Consider the following 16213-nt stretch of genomic DNA (forward strand, 5'->3'; position numbering starts at 1 on the left):
CATTCGGGTGTCCCGTTTTGGTTGTGGAGGGGGAGTGATCAGAAGCGGTCGTCTTCAGGATCGGCCGGGGCTGGGGACATATCCAGCTCCGCCAGTGGCAGACATGCGGTATCCTCATCAACTCTGAAGTAGCTGATGTTCTGCTGCAGGCCCTGTGATTTGGTGGACAGAACGGTTGCAGTGGAAGCCACCTGTTCGGCATCTGTGGCGTTTCGCTGCACCACCTCGTCCGACTCCTGCAACGCCTGACTCACCTGGTTGATCCCGGCGCTCTGCTCGTTGGCGGCTGCCGAAATCTCCTGAATCATTTCCGCAGTCTTTTTGATGTCGGGAACCATCTGCTTGAGCAGCTCGCCGGCCTCTTCGGCAACGGAAACGCTGGAGGAGGAGAGTTCGGAGATGCCTGCCGCTGCTGACCCGCTTCGCTCTGCCAGCTTGCGAACCTCGGCGGCGACCACCGCAAACCCCTTGCCTGCTTCGCCTGCGCGTGCGGCTTCAATGGCTGCGTTCAGGGCAAGCAGGTTGGTCTGACGGGCGATATCTTCGATGATGGAGATTTCCTCTGCGATTTTTTTCATGGCCGAGACGGTGCGCTCCACGGCCTGTCCGCCGGTTTCAGCATTGTTGGCCGCCTTGCTGGCGATCTGCTCGGTTTCAAGAGCAATGGAGGCAGAGCTTTTGATGGACCCGGACATCTCTTCCATGCTGGCGGAGACCTCTTCCAGGCCGGCAGCCTGTCTGGAAGCACCCTGCGAGAGGTTGTCGCTGGCAGAGGCCAGTCGCTGACACTCGGCGACCACATCGCTGGCCACCATCTGGGTCTCGCTGATGGTGTATGTCAGTTTGCTGCCCATGGTCTGCATGGCAGAGAGGATTTCTCCCATTTCATCCTTGCGGTCCTCGCAGGAGATGGTGCGCAAATCGCCGGACGCGATCTGGTTGGCTATGTTGGCGCAATCCCTGATTGGTTCCATGACGGATTTTTGCAGGACCAAGAGGATGATGAGGATGGGGGCCGCGATGACGATGAACATGATTCCGGCCAGCACCCACATGACGGCGTTGATCTGATCCCGTTGCGAGGAAATATCCATGGACAGAACAATGGTGCCGATGACTTTGCCACGGTAATCCTTGACCGGGAACGAACCGATGGCGGTTTTGTCGATGATTGAAATAGTGGTGTCCTTCATGCCCCGGGCCAGAATATCTTCCGAAGTGAGTTCCTGTATCGCAGTATTCTTCTGACCGTATACAAGCACGTATTTATTGGCGCGGACTGGATTTTTCGTCTTGTCTTGCAGTTTTGTGGTGATGGGCAGGAGGTCTGCGTCCATGTAGAGCAGTGTTTTGAGTTGGCCTGAGGTTTCCATGGATTTGAGGATGCCCGCAAAGCCGATGAGGACTTCCACGCTGCCCAGATGTTTACCGGCAGCGTTGGTCACCGGGGCCAAGCCTCGGATGGTGAAGCCGCCGCGTCCCGGCTCAATGCCCTTGATGGCCTGCCGGGTCTTGTTCACATCAATGACCGTATTGCGAAAGCTGGAGAGATCGTCGGAGATATCCACCCATTTGCCGCTTTTCTTTGCCTGCTTATCGCGCCAGACACGGACCAGACTGCGAGCAGTGGGCAGGTGAAAATGCGCTTTGAACGGTGCCCCCATGGTATCCTTGTACCCTTTGAGCACAGGGGCCAGGGCGACGCGGATCTGCTCCCGTGCCATTTGGGCCTTGGCGTCATTGGGGTCATACATGTTGCCCTGGTGCGCTACTTCGAAAGCATCCACGACCGCCGGCATATGGCTGAACAGAGCCGCCTGTTCAAGAGCGTTGCCGGACATTTTTGCGATGGATTGTCTGGCGTCCTCAACCTTTCCTTTGAGAGTCAGAGAAACAAAGGATTCTTCTAGTTGGCCGAACTGTGAGTTCAGAACCAGATAACCACCGATGATCATGAATATGGCCACGATAACCAGTGGTGCGAGAATTTTAAATCTAATACCCATAATAATCCTTATGGAAAATAAGTGTGTTATTGAAACGTTTTTCTATATTTGCCCCGTGTGTTCTTCGAAACAATTATAAAGTACACAGTAAAGGAGCCTTTTGCAAAAAGAAGGCAGGAGGCGTCTTCAGACAAAGAATAATATTGTATTATATGGTTCTTTATGTAATAATAATAAAGTTATTCTGTGTCAGAATGGCGGTTGAGTTTTGTTGATTATAATGGTTTTCAGTTTTCAGTATGATAAGAATGTTCTTGTGAAAATACATAGATACCATTTTGAACTATTTACCTATATTAGCCTGTCTGTTTTAGGCGTCATCCTGCTTATTTCATTGGATGCCTATGAAGGGTTTTACGATTTTAGCAGGGACCATGAAGAACTTGAGCTAGATGAAATAGTTCTCTTCATTCCTGTAGGATTGCTCTGTTTTGCCCTCTTTTCCCTGCTTCGTGTGCGAGAACTTCGTCAGAAGAATGCTCGATTGCGTACAATGCATGTGGAGATTGATCAGGCGAACAGGAAATTGCAGGAACTGACCGAATCCAGAGAGCAGTTCATGCTCATTGCCTGTCATGAATTGAAAAGTCCCCTGAGTGGGGTCGTCAATGCCTTGCATCTCATTGATCTGGCACAGAATAGCGAGGAGAGAGAGGAGGGGCTCGAGTATGCCAAAGAGGCGGCCAGAAGTTTGACTGTCCTTATCGACGATGTCCTGAAGTTCGCTCAAATATCTCATAGCGGGGAAAGCCGGGATGAACCCTTCAGCCTTGTGGAAATCATGCAGACTATCAAACAGATAGTGAAGGCCGAGGTTTCTGCCAAAGGGTTGGAATACAGTATTGAGATAGACCCGAAGACGCCTGCAACCGTGATCGGTTCGGCATACAGCATCCGTCTCGTCATATTGAACCTTATGGGCAATGCAATCAAATATACGGACGCCGGGAGTGTCGCCATTCGCAGTACGTACCATAAAACGCCTCAAGAGGAGTTGATAATCTCTGTGACCGACACGGGAGTGGGAATCTCTGCAAGCGATCAAATAACGATATTTGAGCCGTACAAGCGGGCCGGCAACGCTCCTGATGGACTCAAGGGAGGTCTTGGCCTTGGCCTGGCCATTGTCCATCAGCTGGTGGAACAGCTGGGCGGTTCCATCGCTGTCTCCAGTGTTGAGGGGCAGGGGAGCGAGTTCACTGTCAGAATTCCTGTCCATTCAATTTGATTGCGAGTTGAGGGTGGAAATTATCCTCGTGACTGTACCCGTTTTTGTTCCTTGAGAATGTAAGCAAAAAGTTCTCTGGACATATCGCCATAGACCCGGATCGCATCCGTATCCAGGGGGACATCTACATACTGCATGATAATTCTGTCGTCTCCATCGTGAATATGGGGCATGATGCCCGCAAAGAAAAAGCCTGTTTTTTCGAGTTGCTCCACAAGATAGGGGGAGGAAGAATCTCCCAATGGAAGGAATGCGTATACCGCGTCTCTGCGGTCCCGCCTGCATTGCTGCAATCCTTCTATTGCCTCATTCACGGTGGCCTCGCCAATAGTGTGAATGATGATGAAAGCGACATTCAGTTCATCGGGTAATGGGAATACGCTGATTGATGATTCTCCCGAAGGCAACTCTGTTCTTGGCGCTCCGAACTCTCTTGGAATTTCCAACCATTGGTATATGTTACCAATCATCTCCTGATGGCGAGGGGGCGTAAAAATGGTCCTGGGAGAATGGTCAATGGCATAATAATGATTCACCACTGACCCTTTTTCCTGCTTTGAGGTTGCCAATTCTTTGGCTTGCATGCCGGAAGCCGCTATGCCCAACATCAGGCAACATGGCCGTGAACCCATCTCCTGCATCCCCTTCTGAGAAAAGGTGTGCGTGGTCACTGAGCAGTCGAAAACCCCCTTGTCTCCTTCGGCTTCAGCTGTCTTAAAAAGACGCCGTGCCATTTTTAAGGAGAGCATGGAAGAGCGGTAGGCCGGGTCCAAAAAGGCGAGACCCAGCTCAGGAACTTTGACGGCAGGATCGTGAAATTTAAATGCTCCATGCCCAATCATGTTGCCACTGACAGGGTCAAATGAAACCACGGGCCGGAGTTCCCCGCTCGCAAATTTTTCTTCTAGTGCTTTCAAGTCATAGATGAATGCTTCCTGTGTAAAGCCATAACACCGCCATGCAAGTCTACAGATTTCCGGCAGGTCCTCTTTAGTGGCTAACCGGACCACAGGGTCTTTAACCGTGACCCTTTTTGCTCCGCGTTTGACGGTTTTCACGTCCAGCAGATCGGCGGGCAGGCTTCCATAGGAAATCCGCTTCGTCATCCGAACCTCTTTGCCCTTTCTGCCGTGGACAAAGAGTTCAACGGAGTCCATGGCCTGATGCATCAACAGTGTACCCAGCCCGGGCTTGTTCATGTTCTCCAGGCAGTCCGGGGTATACCGTTCTGCGGTTGAGTGGTCGAAGGGGATGCCCCGTTCCCTGATGGAAACGACCAGGGAGTCGTCCTCCACATAAAACTCCAGGTGCACCCGCTCCTCTTCATTCACCGGGCCGGAGAAATGGTCCACGGCATTGCAGAAGGCCTCGTCCACAGCGAGTTTGATGCCGAACGTTGCCTTTTCGTCATAGGATAAAATGGTGGCCACCTGGCTGGCGCACTCCACAGCCGTGCGGGCCATGAGTCTGTGTACGGGAAGGGACAGTGAGGCGAGGAAAAAGCGTGTGGAGACTTCGGTCATTTGATCCATGGTTCACCTGGTTGATGTTGTGTCCACCTACATTGGGCTGGGGGAGGACAGTATCCGGCAGCGGCATGTATCCGTTGGCAGGGGGGGGCTGCCGATACAGGCTAGTTTGCCGGGGATTGTGCCTGTTGTGCACAATTGAATGCGACAAGGAGCCATACCTACTACAGCTCGTTGAGGTTGGATTCAATGATTCTTTTTTGGGGGTTGCAGGTCATGTTATCCGTTTTCGACCCTGTTGCGGCCGTTGTCCTTGGCCCTATATAAAGCCTCGTCAGCTCGTTTCAGCAGATCCTTCATGGAGTCCTCGGGACGTAATTCGGTCGCCCCACGCTGACGGTGAAATGCAGGGAGTCGGTTCCAACCTGAAGAGCGCATTGGCTCAGGTTGTTCCGTAACCGTTCTGCCGCAGCATGAACACCCTCCTGTTGTTCGCACCGGTCAGCGGGTCCTTGGTCGCCAATTCCCGGAGTTCATCCTCCATTCGGATTTTGTCTGAAACGTCCCGGCCCACAGAATAGAACCGTTTGGCTTCTATGTCCGGGTAGGTCTTCTATATATTGGCAGCTTGATTGAATCTTTGAAAACGCCTATCAACAATACTCATGCATGGTCGCTTGGAAGAAACTGCATACGGTACTGCGAGGCATCATCTCGTCAGACACAGTAACGCACTGACGCGTGCTGATCATATCCTATATCCTGCAAGAGTATACTTCTCATGATAGCCAAAGTCTCCTGTGCCGCCCTCATGGGCATCGACGCTTTCAAAGTTGAACTGGAAGTGGACTTCTCCCGCTCGGGAATGCCCTGTTTTACCATGGTCGGTCTGGCGGAAGGAGCGGTCAAGGAGTCCAAGGAGCGGGTCTTTTCCGCCCTCAAGAATTGCGGATTCAAGGTACCGCCCGCGCGCATTACGGTGAACCTCGCTCCCGCGGATGTTCGCAAGGCCGGCAGCGCCTATGATCTGCCGCTGGCCATCGGCATTCTCTGTGGCATGGAAGTCATCGACAAGGAGGCCGCCCAGGGGTGGTTTCTGGCTGGCGAGTTGTCCCTGACCGGTGAACTCAAGCCGGTGCCGGGCGTTTTGCCTTTGGCGCTGGCTGCCCGTGCGGAACAGGGCAAGGGCATCATCGTGCCTGTGGACAACGGCAGGGAAGGGGCGGTGGTCAAGGATATCCCGGTCATCGGGGCCACGGATCTCGGCCAGGTGGTGCGCATGCTGCTCGGGGAAGAGGCGGTGGAACCCACTGCCGTGGATATCGACACCCTGTGGAACGAACGGCAGTCCCACATCATGGATTTCGGCGAAGTCAAAGGGCAGGAACACGCCAAGCGCGCTATTGAGATCGCTGCGGCTGGTGGGCATAATCTGCTCTTTATCGGTCCGCCCGGATCAGGCAAGACCATGCTCGCCAAGCGCATCCCGACCGTGCTCCCGCCGCTGCGATTCGAGGAAGCCCTGGAGGTCACCAAGATCTATTCCGTGGCCGGGCTGTTGCAGAAGGAGCGCGCCCTGATGGTCACGCGTCCGTTTCGAACACCGCATCACACCATTTCCGATGTTGGGCTTGTTGGCGGCGGTCGGTATCCGCAACCGGGAGAAACCTCCTTGGCCCATCGCGGGGTACTGTTTCTGGATGAAATGCCGGAATTCAAGAAGAACGTGCTCGAAGTGCTGCGTCAGCCCCTTGAGGATGGCGAGGTCTCCATTTCCCGTTCGCTCATGACACTCAAGTACCCGGCGGACGTCATGCTGGTGGCGGCCATGAACCCCTGTCCCTGCGGGTACCTGTCGGATGAGACGCACTCCTGTTCCTGCACGCCTTTGGCCGTGCAACGCTATCGGGGAAAAATTTCGGGTCCGCTGCTGGACCGCATTGATCTGCATGTGGACGTGCCTGCCGTGCCCTACGAAGACCTCAAGAAGACACGCAGTGAAGTTGATTCCGCCACCATGCGCGAGCGTATACTGACAGCCAGAGACATCCAGGCCGAGCGATACAAGGGGCGCCATTTCTCGCTGAATGCCGAACTGGATGGCAGCGCATTGGAGCAGTTCTGCTCCCTCAGCGATGCCGAGCACGATTTTCTGAAACAGGCGGTGGAGACATTGGGGCTGTCTGCCCGGGCCTACACCCGGATACTTCGGATAGCCCGCACCGTTGCCGATCTGAGTGCCAGCAAGAGCATTGGTGCGGACCATCTGGCCGAAGCCATTAATTACAGGAGCATGGACCGGGAGGGAGCTGTTTAGCTTTCCTCTGCATGGTCGTATTCCAAGATGTCGCCTGGCTGGCAGTCCAGATAGCGGCAAATCTCGTTGAGGGTGGAGAAACGGATGGCCTTGGCCTTGCCGGTCTTGAGGATGGAGAGATTTTGCTGGGTGATGCCCACAGCCTCGGCCAACTCCTTGGAACTGACCTTGCGCCTGGCAAGCATGACGTCGAGATTGATACGTATCGCCATGAATACTCCTAGACTGTAAGCTGTTGTTCTTCTTGCATCTTCCGTCCCTCATCCATGATCCGCGAGATGACGATGACCATCAGGCCCACCACGATCAGCGAAATGTTGGTATCATCGGCGCCGATGGCGATAATCCGTTGGCCGACCGGATTTGTCCAGCTCAGGATGACGGTTTGCAACGCCTGTTCCGGCAGGGATACTGCCTGTTGAACGATGAGACTGATGCCGACAGCACGGTAGCAGGCAACGTTCTGTGTGCTGAAGAATTCACCTTTGCCATAGAGGGTGAACAACCGGGACAGGGAGTGGAGCATGTACATGACCACACTGCCGGTCAGCATGGCAGCGCCAAAACAGGCGAGTCGCTGCCAAAGCACGGTCTCACGTATCTGCGTCTCCCCCATGATTGATTTGATCAGATCGAATCCCAGGGAGCTGGCGGTGCCTGACGGGTCGACCCACAGCCAGAGTATGAATATCGGATATACATAGAAGATGATGTGGAGCAGCAAAGCGAATCGCCTGCTCGGCTTTGTGATGTTGTTCATTGGATACTCCTTGTTGTTTTACAGAAAGTAATTATCGTTAAACAATAAGAAAACATCGTTTGTCAACATTTTTTTGCTTGCTTCGACATCGTGGAAAGTTGAGGGTGAAGGGCTGCTGGCGTCATTTGCGGCTGCCTGTCCAGCTGAAAAGAATACGATGTTGTTATGCCTAAAAAAAGGGACGCAGGCCATTGGCCTGCGTCCCGATTTGTCTGCATGTGTGGAAGAATTACATTCTGCCAAGGGCTTCGGCCAGCTTCTCGGCGTCAGCCTTGCCGGGGTTGACCGGCAGGGGCATGAGCACTCCAAGGCCTTCGCTCTTCTCGTGGAATTCTTCTCCATCCATGTCCGTGACCACAGCGGTGTGGGTCATGGCAGATATCTTGACGATCTCCAGCACCAGGGCGAGGGGGGCAAACCCATTGAGCCCCTCGTCAACCACCACAAGGCTCGGAGGAGTGGCCTTGATACTGTCGATGATGGCTTCGCCCGTGGTGCGTATTTCAACATCCTGGCCGGTTGTTGCGGCCAGAGAATTCGTGAATTCCGCCAGGGCGTCCGCTCGGGTTGAGGCAACCAGGATGGACACTATTGTCCTCCGCCGCAGGTCTGATCAACAGTGAAAACGGGCAGGCTGTTCAGCAGGAATGCCTGGATGGCCTGGTTCACAGTGGGGGCGCCGGAGCCGTGGTAGACCTCGATGCCGACCTGGTTGAAGCCCATGAGCGGACGCATGCCCATGCCGCCCGAGATGAGCGCTTTGACCTTGTTGTCAGCCAGATAGTTGACGGGAGCCATGCAACCACCTTGTTCGTGGGGGCAGCTGGGTACAGTCTGTACGTCTTTGACCTGACCATCTACCACGTCCACCAGGGTGTACATGGCGCAATGGCCGAAATGAGCGTCGATGTTGGCTTCCATGCCGCCGGGTTCTGCCGTGGGAACGGCGATACGGGTGTTCATAACAATCTCCTTGAAAGTGTTTATTTGGTGTCGAGCATGGCCGTTATATCCGACCAGGCTTTTTTGAGTTGTTGGGAGAGCGGACCGTTTTCGAATTCGGTCAGCACCTCTCTGACGAGCATGGCATCCACGACCATTCGGGAGTGGGGGAAACGGCAGATTACGGAGTGGCCGTTGGCTTTGCACCATGCCTCGATTTCGTCGGACATTTCGGGGTTGATGTCCCATTTGTTGATGAGCACGGCCACTGTGCTGCGGAATCCCTGACAGAGTTCAGCCACGCGTTTGAGGTCGTGCAGACCGGATGGCGTGGGTTCAGTGACAACCACGGCCAGGTCCGTTCCTGCCATGGAGCTGATAACCGGGCACCCGATGCCGGGCGAACCGTCACAGACCACCAGGTCCAGTCCCTGCTCTTCGGCTATGGCGCGTGCTTTCTGCTTGAGCAGCGTAACCAGCCGACCCGAGTTCTCTTCGCCCGGAAAGAGCTGGGCGTGCACCAGTGTGCCGAACCGGGTGTCGGATACATACCACTGCCCGCAGTGCTTGTCCGGGAAGTCGATGGCCTGGGCAGGGCAGAGTGTCACACAAACCTTGCACCCCTCGCAGAGGATGGGGTTGACGCTGTATACATCGTCCTTTTCCACGATGGCGTTGAACCGACACACGTCCTGGCATTGTCCGCAGGCCGTGCACCGTTCCGGGGCGATGGTCGCCTCGTTGCCGGAAATGAACGCCTCTTCGGCCCGGTGTTTGGGGGCGAGCAACAAGTGCAGATCCGGGGCGTCCACATCGAGATCGCAAAGAATGGCTTTTTTTGCGAGATGCGCAAACGCCCCGGATATGGAGGTTTTGCCTGCGCCGCCCTTTCCGCTGATAATGACTATCTCATGCATGCTGCACCTCGGTTTTAGAGCGGGCTGCGGCCTTCATGGATGAGTGTAGCTGCGTAAAGGGTTCGCGCATGGACTCCAGTGATTTGGTAATGATTTCTCCCTTGGAATACGCCTCGGCCACTGCCCGTGAATAGGGGATCTCCGCCCAGATGGGGATATCATTGTCCCGACAGAAATTCTGGACAGAGTCATCGCCCATGCCGGCCCGGTTGATGACCGCGCCCATGGGGATGTTCAGAGGGCCGAACGCTTCCCATGCCAGTTTGAAGTCATGGAAGCCGAAGGGAGTAGGCTCGGTGACGAGCACGATGCAGTCGGCATCCATGACCGCATTGATGGCAGGACAACTGACGCCCGGTGGCGCGTCGATGAGGATGTCCCCCTGCTCCTGAAGAGCGGGGAATTCCTGACGGATGAGACGCATGAGCGGCGGGCTCATGGCTTCCCCTATGCGCAGACGGCCCATGATGAAGCGGCTGTCGTCGACACTTCCCCTGCAAATTTCGCCCAGCTCTCGCTGACCCGGTGTGAGTGCCCCGGCAGGGCAGACTTCCAGGCAGCCGCCGCACCCGTGGCACATCTCAGGAAAGACGAGCAGGGTGTCGGCCATAATGGAGATGGCCTTGAACTGGCAGATGTCGACGCAGGCGCGGCAGAGGGTGCATTTCTCCTCGTCCGCCACAGGCACTTCTATGTAGGCCTTGTCTTCGCTTGTGATGGCAGGATTGAGGAAGAGGTGCAGGTTCGGTTCCTCCACATCCAGGTCAACACAGGTGACCGGAGCGTTCCACAGGGCGGCGAGGGAGGAGGTGATGGTTGTCTTCCCGGTGCCGCCCTTGCCACTGGCAACAGCGTAGATCACTTGTTGCCCCCGGACTGGGCGTTGGGGGTATCAGCCATGGTCACGCCGCCGCTCTTGTATTTTTCCACGGCCTCGCGCACGGTCATGTTGTCCACGTCCTGACCCACGCTGATGCCTGCCGCCTTGAGCGCGGAGAATGCCTTGGGGCCGACAAAGCCGGACAGCAATACCGTTGCACCGGCATTGGCCACGTTTTCGGCAGCCTGTATGCCTGCGCCCTGAGACAAGGACTGTGAGCCGCCGTTATCCACATATTCAACCACTTCCATGGTTTCGGTGTCGACGATGGCAAATCCTCCGGCACGGCCAAAGCGGGGATCAACGCGATCGTCCATGGTCGGCCCTTCACTGGTAACAGCTACTTTATTCACAATATTCTCCTTGAATTGTTGCGTATTCGTTCCACCCTGAAATCTTTGCTGGCGAGGTTGCCCTTGAGCCTGGCCCGTTCCTTGGCCCATGCCCTGGCCACGTCCCTGACGGCCTATGCCGCATCCCTGTCCGCGTCCTTGTCCTCGTCCCTGGCCCATGCCTCTGCCCTGGCCGCCTATGCAGCGACCTGAGTTCTGTCCATTTCTTCCTGGCATGTCTGCATCTCCTTGCTGTTTTGAGACGTCGTCTGCCAATTCGTAATGTCCACCTTCAATGCGGATGGCCAGGCCTTGCACCAGCGCCGTGGCAACGGTCTTTCTGGCTTCACCGACAATCCGACCAAAGGTGGCTCGGGATACGCCCATTCTTTCGGCGCCCTCGGCTTGGGAAAGTCCCTCGCCATCGGCCAGCCGCAGGGCCTCGAATCCCTCGCATGTCAAAGCGGCGTCCTTCAATTCCCGCAGGGGAACCCCCTGTGGTTTGTAAAATGTCACCTCGGGTTCCTGTTGGACCACACACCGTTTTTTTCGCCTACCCATATTCCCTCGTGTATCTGTTCATCTCTTCATGTGAAGATACGCTCATAAGTGGAGCTGTCAAGCATAATGAGCATATGCTCAAAAAAAGATTGTACGGATACCATGGCGCCCTCGTTTCTGCCAGTGTCAGAATATAATGGACTTGAAGGTTGTCTTTTGTAATTCCACACAAATGAAAATTATATTTTTCATAGTCGTGCAATTCTGCATGTTCTGCGCCTCCTGTGGGGCTTTTGCCGCCGATATCCGGGAAGTCATCTCTGTGGGGCCGAACTGGGAGACATTTACCAACAGGGATGGCAGCGGCCTGTACCATGAGATTCTCAGGGAGGTCTTCAAGCTGCATGGCGTGACTGTCCGTCATGAGTATGTCCCCTCTGATCGCGGTGACGAACTCGTTCGTGAGGGCGTGGCCGACATGATGATCTGTGACGACCGCGCTGCCGAGTCGCTCGTATTGGCCCGCTATCCCATGTACGTCAGTGATTACTTCGTCTTTTTCAAAAAATCGCGAATAGGCCGGTGGAAGGGCCCGGAGTCCTTGAAAAACAAGGAAATCGTTTGTCAGAAAGGATACTACCACGACTGGGATTTCCCTGTGCCGGTGCGGCTTCGGTCCATGCCTTCAGGGGCCAACGCGCTGAACATGATCATCATGGACAGGTCTGATTTCTATGTGGATGATCTGACCTTCATCGAAATCTCGATCAAAGAGGCCGGCAAAATCTATGATCCCGAGAAATATGATATTCGCAAGGCTGGAAACCGCTCCTATCATCCCTTGTTCATGACCTCTGAGAGAGGGCTTGCCGTGATGCAAATGTTCAATGACGGCATTCTTCAACTGCATCAAGAGGACCAGTTGCGGCCTATCTATGAGAAATGGGGATATCAGTATCCTGATTTCGACAACTTCTAGGGTTCTTCCATTTCATATAGGGCTGGGTGCCCGTATCGCGTTGTGGACAAGCGGTTTAAGCGGGTGTAAAGACTGAGCCCATGCGCACCCTTGCAGACAGGCTTCGCCACACCATACTTTTCGAATTGATCGGACTGCTCACCTGCACGCCGATCGCGTCGTATATTCTGGATCGGGACATAATCAAGGTGGGCACAATGACCATCATTGTTTCCCTGACCGCCATGGTGTTCAATTACCTGTTCAACCTTGGTTTTGATCACCTGCTGGTGAAGCTTGGCCGTCCCGTCAACGTGCGGCCTCCATGGTTGCGAACCATCCACGCGGTCTCTTTCGAAGGGAGCCTGATTCTTTTCACCACACCCTTTGTTGCCTGGTGGCTCGACATGGGGCTGTGGGCCGCGTTTATGACGGATATCGGTTTTGCGCTGTTCTATCTGGTTTATACCTACTTGTTCAATTGGGCCTATGACATACTCTTTCCCATGCCTGTTCAATTGGCTCTTCAAGAAATCGACTAAGGGACGCTCGCCATGTTCGGTACCCATGATATTGCCTTGTTCATTCTGTCAGGTCTGCTTCTGAACATCACTCCGGGGCAGGATGTCTTCTATATAGTAAGCAAGGGGGCGTCACTGGGGTGGAAGAATGGCGCTGTCGCGGCCCTGGGTGTCGGCACAGGGTGTTTTGTCCATGTCTTTTCCGCAGCCCTGGGCCTGTCCGCAATCCTGGCCACGTCAGCCACGGCCTTTACCGTGGTCAAATATGCCGGAGCGGCCTATCTGGTCTGGGTGGGAGTGCAGATGTGGCGGGCGGACAAGAGCGGAGCAGGGCAGCCGAGCGAGGATTATTTCCGGGTTTCAAGGCGGAAGCTTTTCTCGCAGGGGTTCCTGACCAATGCCCTCAATCCCAAGGTGGCGCTTTTCTTTCTCGCCTTCCTGCCGCAGTTCGTGTCTCACGATGCCCAGTCAAAGCCGTTGGCCTTTCTGTTCCTGGGGATCGTTTTCACCGTCAATGGAACGATGGTGAACCTGGCCTATGCCTGGTCTGCTGCGCGTGTCTCGACCATGCTCGGTGGCGGGGGCAGATATGGTGCGTGGCTGAAGCGGGCGGCAGGCACCCTCTTTATCGGTCTGGGTATCAGGCTGGCCATGGCTGACTCCACTTCCTAGCTCACTTCAGTGCGAGCGGACACCTACTCCGCGTTCAAGCGCCCCAAAAGGCCACGGAGCATGCCTGTACTGATGCGCAGGTTTGCCGGGGGCAGGTCTTTACTCACTTCAGACAGCCACTGCCTTTGGGCTTGTGCCAGCGTTTCAAGGGTTTGTACGCCCTTTGTCGATATTCTGATCAGTTTGGCAGTGGCGTGTTCCGGGTTGGTCGTGAACTTCACATATCCTGCTTTCTCCAGATGATTCACTGTTCGCTGCACACTCTGGCGGGCAAGGTCCAGCTCTCTGGCCATGGATGACACGGTGCGCGGTGTGTCAGAGAGCGTGCGCAGCGCCTGCCAACGGGCGAGAGTCAGCCCGGCAGTTTGGGCCACTGTTTCTCCTGCACGCGCGAGCGCCTGCTGAACGAGGACAACTACAGCAAAGAGTCTGGCCGTTTCTGCTTCCGCCTCCGCATGAGGGGAAGATGAAAATGAGGGGGTGTTCCATCTATTCATGACAGTATACTGTCAAATTGTCAGCATATTGTCAAAATTGGGGTGATGCATCCCAGTGGACAGGGGAAATTGCTCACCATGAGTCGCGATGAATCGTCAGCCTGACAGTATGCTGTCAAATAAATGAAGGGAGCTCAAGAGCGGTGTTGTCACGGCGTATGCAAAGGGGCGGAAAAGGGTGAAGGCCCGGACTCGGGGGCAGGAGTCAGGGCCTTCGAAGAGGGGCCTTTGGAGGTTCAGGAAGGTATGTATGACAAAATTTATGCTGGTTCGTAATAGCACCGTTTGGGTGATATGACCGAGCCGTCTTCGCGCAGTTCCTTGATGGCTTTGGAAACGTCTTTGCTGTCTATATCAAGAGCCTTTGCAATATCACCGGGACGAACAGGTTTTTGCGCCTCCTGCATGGCCTTGAGAACTTTTTCTTTCATTATTCCTCCGAAGTGTTCAGTTGATAATTAGAATCATTCCTAATAGTGAACTTCTTGTCAACCAAAAATATGGTGGTGTTTGCAAAAAAACCTCGGTTTTTCCTGAGGACACTGAGCATTGAACTATGGCGAAGATCGTTTTCATACTGTACCAAGGGAGTTATGAGTGATGCCAAACGCAAAACCAGACAGGAGCTTGAGCAGCAGTTGGCTCAGGTGCAGTCCCGTCTCGCTTTTCTTGAAGCCAACATGAACATGGAGTGTGTGACTGAGGTCGAACAGCTTCGGGAGGCCAAGGAGAAGATGGGACTGGCCTCCATGATCGTGGAGAAATCACCGGCCGTGCTTTTTCGCCGCCGTGCCGATGATACCTTCAAGCTGGTGTATGTTTCCGAAAATCTGAGCCAGTGGGGCTATTCCGCCGAAGATTTTCTGTCCGGCAAACATTCTTTCGAAGATATCGTGGTCGCCGCTGACAACAGTCGTCTGCACGACGAGATTATGCGGTATGCCGAGCTGGATGTAGAGGAATACACGCAGGAGTATCAGATCAGAACCGCGGACGGCCAGTTGCGTTGGGTGTCGGACGAAACCTCGGTGGTTCGGGATGAACAGGGCAGACGCATCTTCAATCAGGGAGTGATGCTGGATATTACCCGCCGAAAGGAGGCGGAAGAAGCGCTCTCCGCCAACGAGTTCAAATTTCGTCGGACCATAGAAGGTGCGGGAGAGGGGTATCTGCTGCTGGATGGAGAGCTGGTCATCAAGGAAGTGAACGAAGCTTATTGCCGCATGCTTGGGTATGAGGCTGAAGAATTGCTCGGCAGGCGTCCCTTTGATTTTGCCACGCTGGAATATCAGCGGTATCTCGAATCCCGAAAAGAACAGTTCTTCAAACATGAACGCCGCCGTTTCGAAGGCTCCATGATCCACAAGGACGGCCATATCGTGCCTGTTCTGGTCAATGCCAACACCTTGCTGGGCAGGGATGGTGAATTTCTCGGTAATGTGGCCTTTGTGGCTGATTTGACCGAACAGAAGAAAGCCGTGACATTGGCCGGTGAGGTACAGAAGAGCCTGTTGCCGAGCCGGGCGCCGGTGATCAAGGGGCTGGATGTGGCTGGTTCCTCCATGGCCAGTGACGTTGCGGGGGGCGATTATTTTGATTACCTGACGGACATGGAGACGGGCGGTCAGGCCTTGAACGTGGCCGTGGGCGATATCTCCGGTCATGGTGTGGATGCGGCGCTGCTCATGACCACGGCTCGTGGGTTTCTGCGCATGCGGGCAGCCCAGCCCGGCAGCCCGGTACAGATTGTCTCCGAGATGAATTATCACCTGGCCGAGGACCTGGACGGTTCAGGGCGTTTCATGACCCTGTTCTACCTGCGACTCGACCCGGAAAAGCAGACCGCACGCTGGGTGCGTGCCGGGCATGATCCAGCCGTGATCTATTGCCCGACTCTTGATTTCTTTACCGAGCTGGGAGCGGACCCGGGGCTGCCGTTGGGAGTGGTCAGGGAAACGCAGTACAGCGAGCAGGAGAACGAACTGCACCCGGGTCAGATCATCGCCATAGGGACCGATGGCATATGGGAAGCCAGAAACCTGACAGGTGAGATGTTCGGCAAGAAACGCTATCAGGAGGTCCTGCGCGCCAACGGTGGAAGGACGGCACAGGAGATCCTTGATGCGGTCTTTGACGCTGTGCGGGAATTTTCCGGTGGAGCAAGGCCTGTCGATGACATTACACTGGTGATCATCAAATACGAAGTGGAGTAA

Annotated in this window: 18 protein-coding genes; 6 read left to right on the top strand and 12 right to left on the bottom strand. The window is 54.8% G+C overall.

Going from position 1 to position 16213, the window contains the following annotated elements; translation table 11 throughout:
* Positions 1 to 38: 38 nt before the first annotated feature.
* Positions 39 to 2006 carry a methyl-accepting chemotaxis protein gene (locus SRBAKS_RS11580; RefSeq protein ID WP_229591052.1) on the bottom strand — a complete coding sequence of 656 codons (1968 nt, stop codon included), beginning with the start codon at positions 2004 to 2006 and terminating at the stop codon, positions 39 to 41.
* Between the two features lie 256 nt (positions 2007 to 2262).
* Here SRBAKS_RS11580 and SRBAKS_RS11585 point away from each other — a divergent pair, with 256 nt between their 5' ends.
* On the top strand, positions 2263 to 3234 hold the full coding sequence (locus SRBAKS_RS11585) for a sensor histidine kinase (RefSeq protein WP_229591053.1): 972 nt from the start codon (positions 2263 to 2265) through the stop codon (positions 3232 to 3234).
* Between the two features lie 20 nt (positions 3235 to 3254).
* Here SRBAKS_RS11585 and SRBAKS_RS11590 read toward each other — a convergent pair whose 3' ends face one another.
* Together SRBAKS_RS11590 and SRBAKS_RS11595 are read right to left on the bottom strand one after the other, a co-directional pair.
* On the bottom strand, positions 3255 to 4766 hold the full coding sequence (locus tag SRBAKS_RS11590; RefSeq protein ID WP_229591054.1) for an ATP-binding protein: 1512 nt from the start codon (positions 4764 to 4766) through the stop codon (positions 3255 to 3257).
* A gap of 216 nt (positions 4767 to 4982) precedes the next feature.
* Positions 4983 to 5141 (bottom strand): diguanylate cyclase domain-containing protein, encoded by a 159-nt coding sequence (locus tag SRBAKS_RS11595; RefSeq protein WP_430708939.1) that lies wholly within the window; start codon positions 5139 to 5141, stop codon positions 4983 to 4985.
* Positions 5142 to 5484: 343 nt separating this feature from the next.
* On the opposite strand from SRBAKS_RS11595, the gene SRBAKS_RS11600 reads away from it, so the two are divergent.
* A complete protein-coding gene (locus SRBAKS_RS11600) occupies positions 5485 to 7020 on the top strand; it encodes a YifB family Mg chelatase-like AAA ATPase (RefSeq protein ID WP_229591056.1) in 1536 nt (511 codons plus the stop codon).
* Here SRBAKS_RS11600 and SRBAKS_RS11605 read toward each other — a convergent pair.
* From SRBAKS_RS11605 to SRBAKS_RS11635, 7 genes are all read right to left on the bottom strand, one after another.
* Positions 7017 to 7232: a helix-turn-helix domain-containing protein gene (locus SRBAKS_RS11605; protein WP_229591057.1), complete on the bottom strand. Its 216-nt coding sequence runs from the start codon at positions 7230 to 7232 to the stop codon at positions 7017 to 7019. The genes SRBAKS_RS11600 and SRBAKS_RS11605 overlap by 4 nt on opposite strands.
* Positions 7233 to 7240: 8 nt before the next feature.
* Complete coding sequence (locus SRBAKS_RS11610) at positions 7241 to 7780, bottom strand: DUF2975 domain-containing protein (RefSeq protein ID WP_229591058.1); 540 nt, start codon at positions 7778 to 7780, stop codon at positions 7241 to 7243.
* Positions 7781 to 8009: 229 nt separating this feature from the next.
* Positions 8010 to 8369, bottom strand: a complete 360-nt coding sequence (locus tag SRBAKS_RS11615) for a hypothetical protein (protein ID WP_229591059.1) — start codon at positions 8367 to 8369, stop codon at positions 8010 to 8012.
* Positions 8369 to 8743, bottom strand: a complete 375-nt coding sequence (locus SRBAKS_RS11620) for a NifB/NifX family molybdenum-iron cluster-binding protein (protein WP_229591060.1) — start codon at positions 8741 to 8743, stop codon at positions 8369 to 8371. The genes SRBAKS_RS11615 and SRBAKS_RS11620 overlap by 1 nt, the downstream gene beginning before the upstream one ends.
* Before the next feature lie 20 nt (positions 8744 to 8763).
* On the bottom strand, positions 8764 to 9639 hold the full coding sequence (locus SRBAKS_RS11625) for an ATP-binding protein (RefSeq protein ID WP_229591061.1): 876 nt from the start codon (positions 9637 to 9639) through the stop codon (positions 8764 to 8766).
* Positions 9632 to 10501 (bottom strand): 4Fe-4S binding protein, encoded by an 870-nt coding sequence (locus tag SRBAKS_RS11630; protein WP_229591062.1) that lies wholly within the window; start codon positions 10499 to 10501, stop codon positions 9632 to 9634. The genes SRBAKS_RS11625 and SRBAKS_RS11630 overlap by 8 nt, the downstream gene beginning before the upstream one ends.
* Positions 10498 to 11412: a NifB/NifX family molybdenum-iron cluster-binding protein gene (locus SRBAKS_RS11635; RefSeq protein WP_229591063.1), complete on the bottom strand. Its 915-nt coding sequence runs from the start codon at positions 11410 to 11412 to the stop codon at positions 10498 to 10500. Before SRBAKS_RS11635 ends, SRBAKS_RS11630 begins: the two co-directional genes overlap by 4 nt.
* 172 nt (positions 11413 to 11584) lie before the next feature.
* Between SRBAKS_RS11635 and SRBAKS_RS11640 the strand changes: the two genes are divergently transcribed.
* The 3 genes from SRBAKS_RS11640 (at position 11585) to SRBAKS_RS11650 (ending at position 13503) form a co-directional block, all read left to right on the top strand.
* Positions 11585 to 12331 carry a substrate-binding periplasmic protein gene (locus tag SRBAKS_RS11640; RefSeq protein WP_229591064.1) on the top strand — a complete coding sequence of 249 codons (747 nt, stop codon included), beginning with the start codon at positions 11585 to 11587 and terminating at the stop codon, positions 12329 to 12331.
* An 80-nt stretch (positions 12332 to 12411) separates the two neighbouring features.
* A complete protein-coding gene (locus SRBAKS_RS11645; protein WP_229591065.1) occupies positions 12412 to 12852 on the top strand; it encodes a PACE efflux transporter in 441 nt (146 codons plus the stop codon).
* Positions 12853 to 12864: 12 nt separating this feature from the next.
* Positions 12865 to 13503, top strand: coding sequence for a LysE family translocator (locus tag SRBAKS_RS11650; protein ID WP_229591066.1), 639 nt, complete (start codon positions 12865 to 12867; stop codon positions 13501 to 13503).
* A 23-nt stretch (positions 13504 to 13526) separates the two neighbouring features.
* On the opposite strand, the gene SRBAKS_RS11655 is transcribed toward SRBAKS_RS11650, so the two are convergent.
* Together SRBAKS_RS11655 and SRBAKS_RS11660 are read right to left on the bottom strand one after the other, a co-directional pair.
* The gene (locus tag SRBAKS_RS11655; RefSeq protein WP_229591067.1) at positions 13527 to 13877 is read right to left on the bottom strand and encodes a MarR family winged helix-turn-helix transcriptional regulator; all 351 of its coding nucleotides are present in this window, start codon (positions 13875 to 13877) and stop codon (positions 13527 to 13529) included.
* A 383-nt stretch (positions 13878 to 14260) separates the two neighbouring features.
* Positions 14261 to 14431: an HTH domain-containing protein gene (locus tag SRBAKS_RS11660; protein WP_229591068.1), complete on the bottom strand. Its 171-nt coding sequence runs from the start codon at positions 14429 to 14431 to the stop codon at positions 14261 to 14263.
* Between the two features lie 162 nt (positions 14432 to 14593).
* On the opposite strand from SRBAKS_RS11660, the gene SRBAKS_RS11665 reads away from it, so the two are divergent.
* Complete coding sequence (locus SRBAKS_RS11665) at positions 14594 to 16213, top strand: SpoIIE family protein phosphatase (RefSeq protein WP_229591069.1); 1620 nt, start codon at positions 14594 to 14596, stop codon at positions 16211 to 16213.

Origin of the sequence: Pseudodesulfovibrio sediminis, assembly GCF_020886695.1 — a bacterium.
GTDB lineage: Bacteria > Desulfobacterota > Desulfovibrionia > Desulfovibrionales > Desulfovibrionaceae > Pseudodesulfovibrio > Pseudodesulfovibrio sediminis.

Bases quoted from the DNA above. Each gene is read 5' to 3' on its own strand.
- SRBAKS_RS11580 (WP_229591052.1), bottom strand. From the start codon at position 2,006: ATGGGTATTAGATTTAAAATTCTCGCACCACTGGTTATCGTGGCCATA.
- SRBAKS_RS11590 (WP_229591054.1), bottom strand. From the start codon at position 4,766: ATGGATCAAATGACCGAAGTCTCCACACGCTTTTTCCTCGCCTCACTG.
- SRBAKS_RS11595 (WP_430708939.1), bottom strand. From the start codon at position 5,141: ATGCGCTCTTCAGGTTGGAACCGACTCCCTGCATTTCACCGTCAGCGT.
- SRBAKS_RS11600 (WP_229591056.1), top strand. From the start codon at position 5,485: ATGATAGCCAAAGTCTCCTGTGCCGCCCTCATGGGCATCGACGCTTTC.
- SRBAKS_RS11605 (WP_229591057.1), bottom strand. From the start codon at position 7,232: ATGGCGATACGTATCAATCTCGACGTCATGCTTGCCAGGCGCAAGGTC.
- SRBAKS_RS11610 (WP_229591058.1), bottom strand. From the start codon at position 7,780: ATGAACAACATCACAAAGCCGAGCAGGCGATTCGCTTTGCTGCTCCAC.
- SRBAKS_RS11620 (WP_229591060.1), bottom strand. From the start codon at position 8,743: ATGAACACCCGTATCGCCGTTCCCACGGCAGAACCCGGCGGCATGGAA.
- SRBAKS_RS11625 (WP_229591061.1), bottom strand. From the start codon at position 9,639: ATGCATGAGATAGTCATTATCAGCGGAAAGGGCGGCGCAGGCAAAACC.
- SRBAKS_RS11635 (WP_229591063.1), bottom strand. From the start codon at position 11,412: ATGGGTAGGCGAAAAAAACGGTGTGTGGTCCAACAGGAACCCGAGGTG.
- SRBAKS_RS11640 (WP_229591064.1), top strand. From the start codon at position 11,585: ATGAAAATTATATTTTTCATAGTCGTGCAATTCTGCATGTTCTGCGCC.
- SRBAKS_RS11645 (WP_229591065.1), top strand. From the start codon at position 12,412: ATGCGCACCCTTGCAGACAGGCTTCGCCACACCATACTTTTCGAATTG.
- SRBAKS_RS11650 (WP_229591066.1), top strand. From the start codon at position 12,865: ATGTTCGGTACCCATGATATTGCCTTGTTCATTCTGTCAGGTCTGCTT.
- SRBAKS_RS11660 (WP_229591068.1), bottom strand. From the start codon at position 14,431: ATGAAAGAAAAAGTTCTCAAGGCCATGCAGGAGGCGCAAAAACCTGTT.
- SRBAKS_RS11665 (WP_229591069.1), top strand. From the start codon at position 14,594: ATGAGTGATGCCAAACGCAAAACCAGACAGGAGCTTGAGCAGCAGTTG.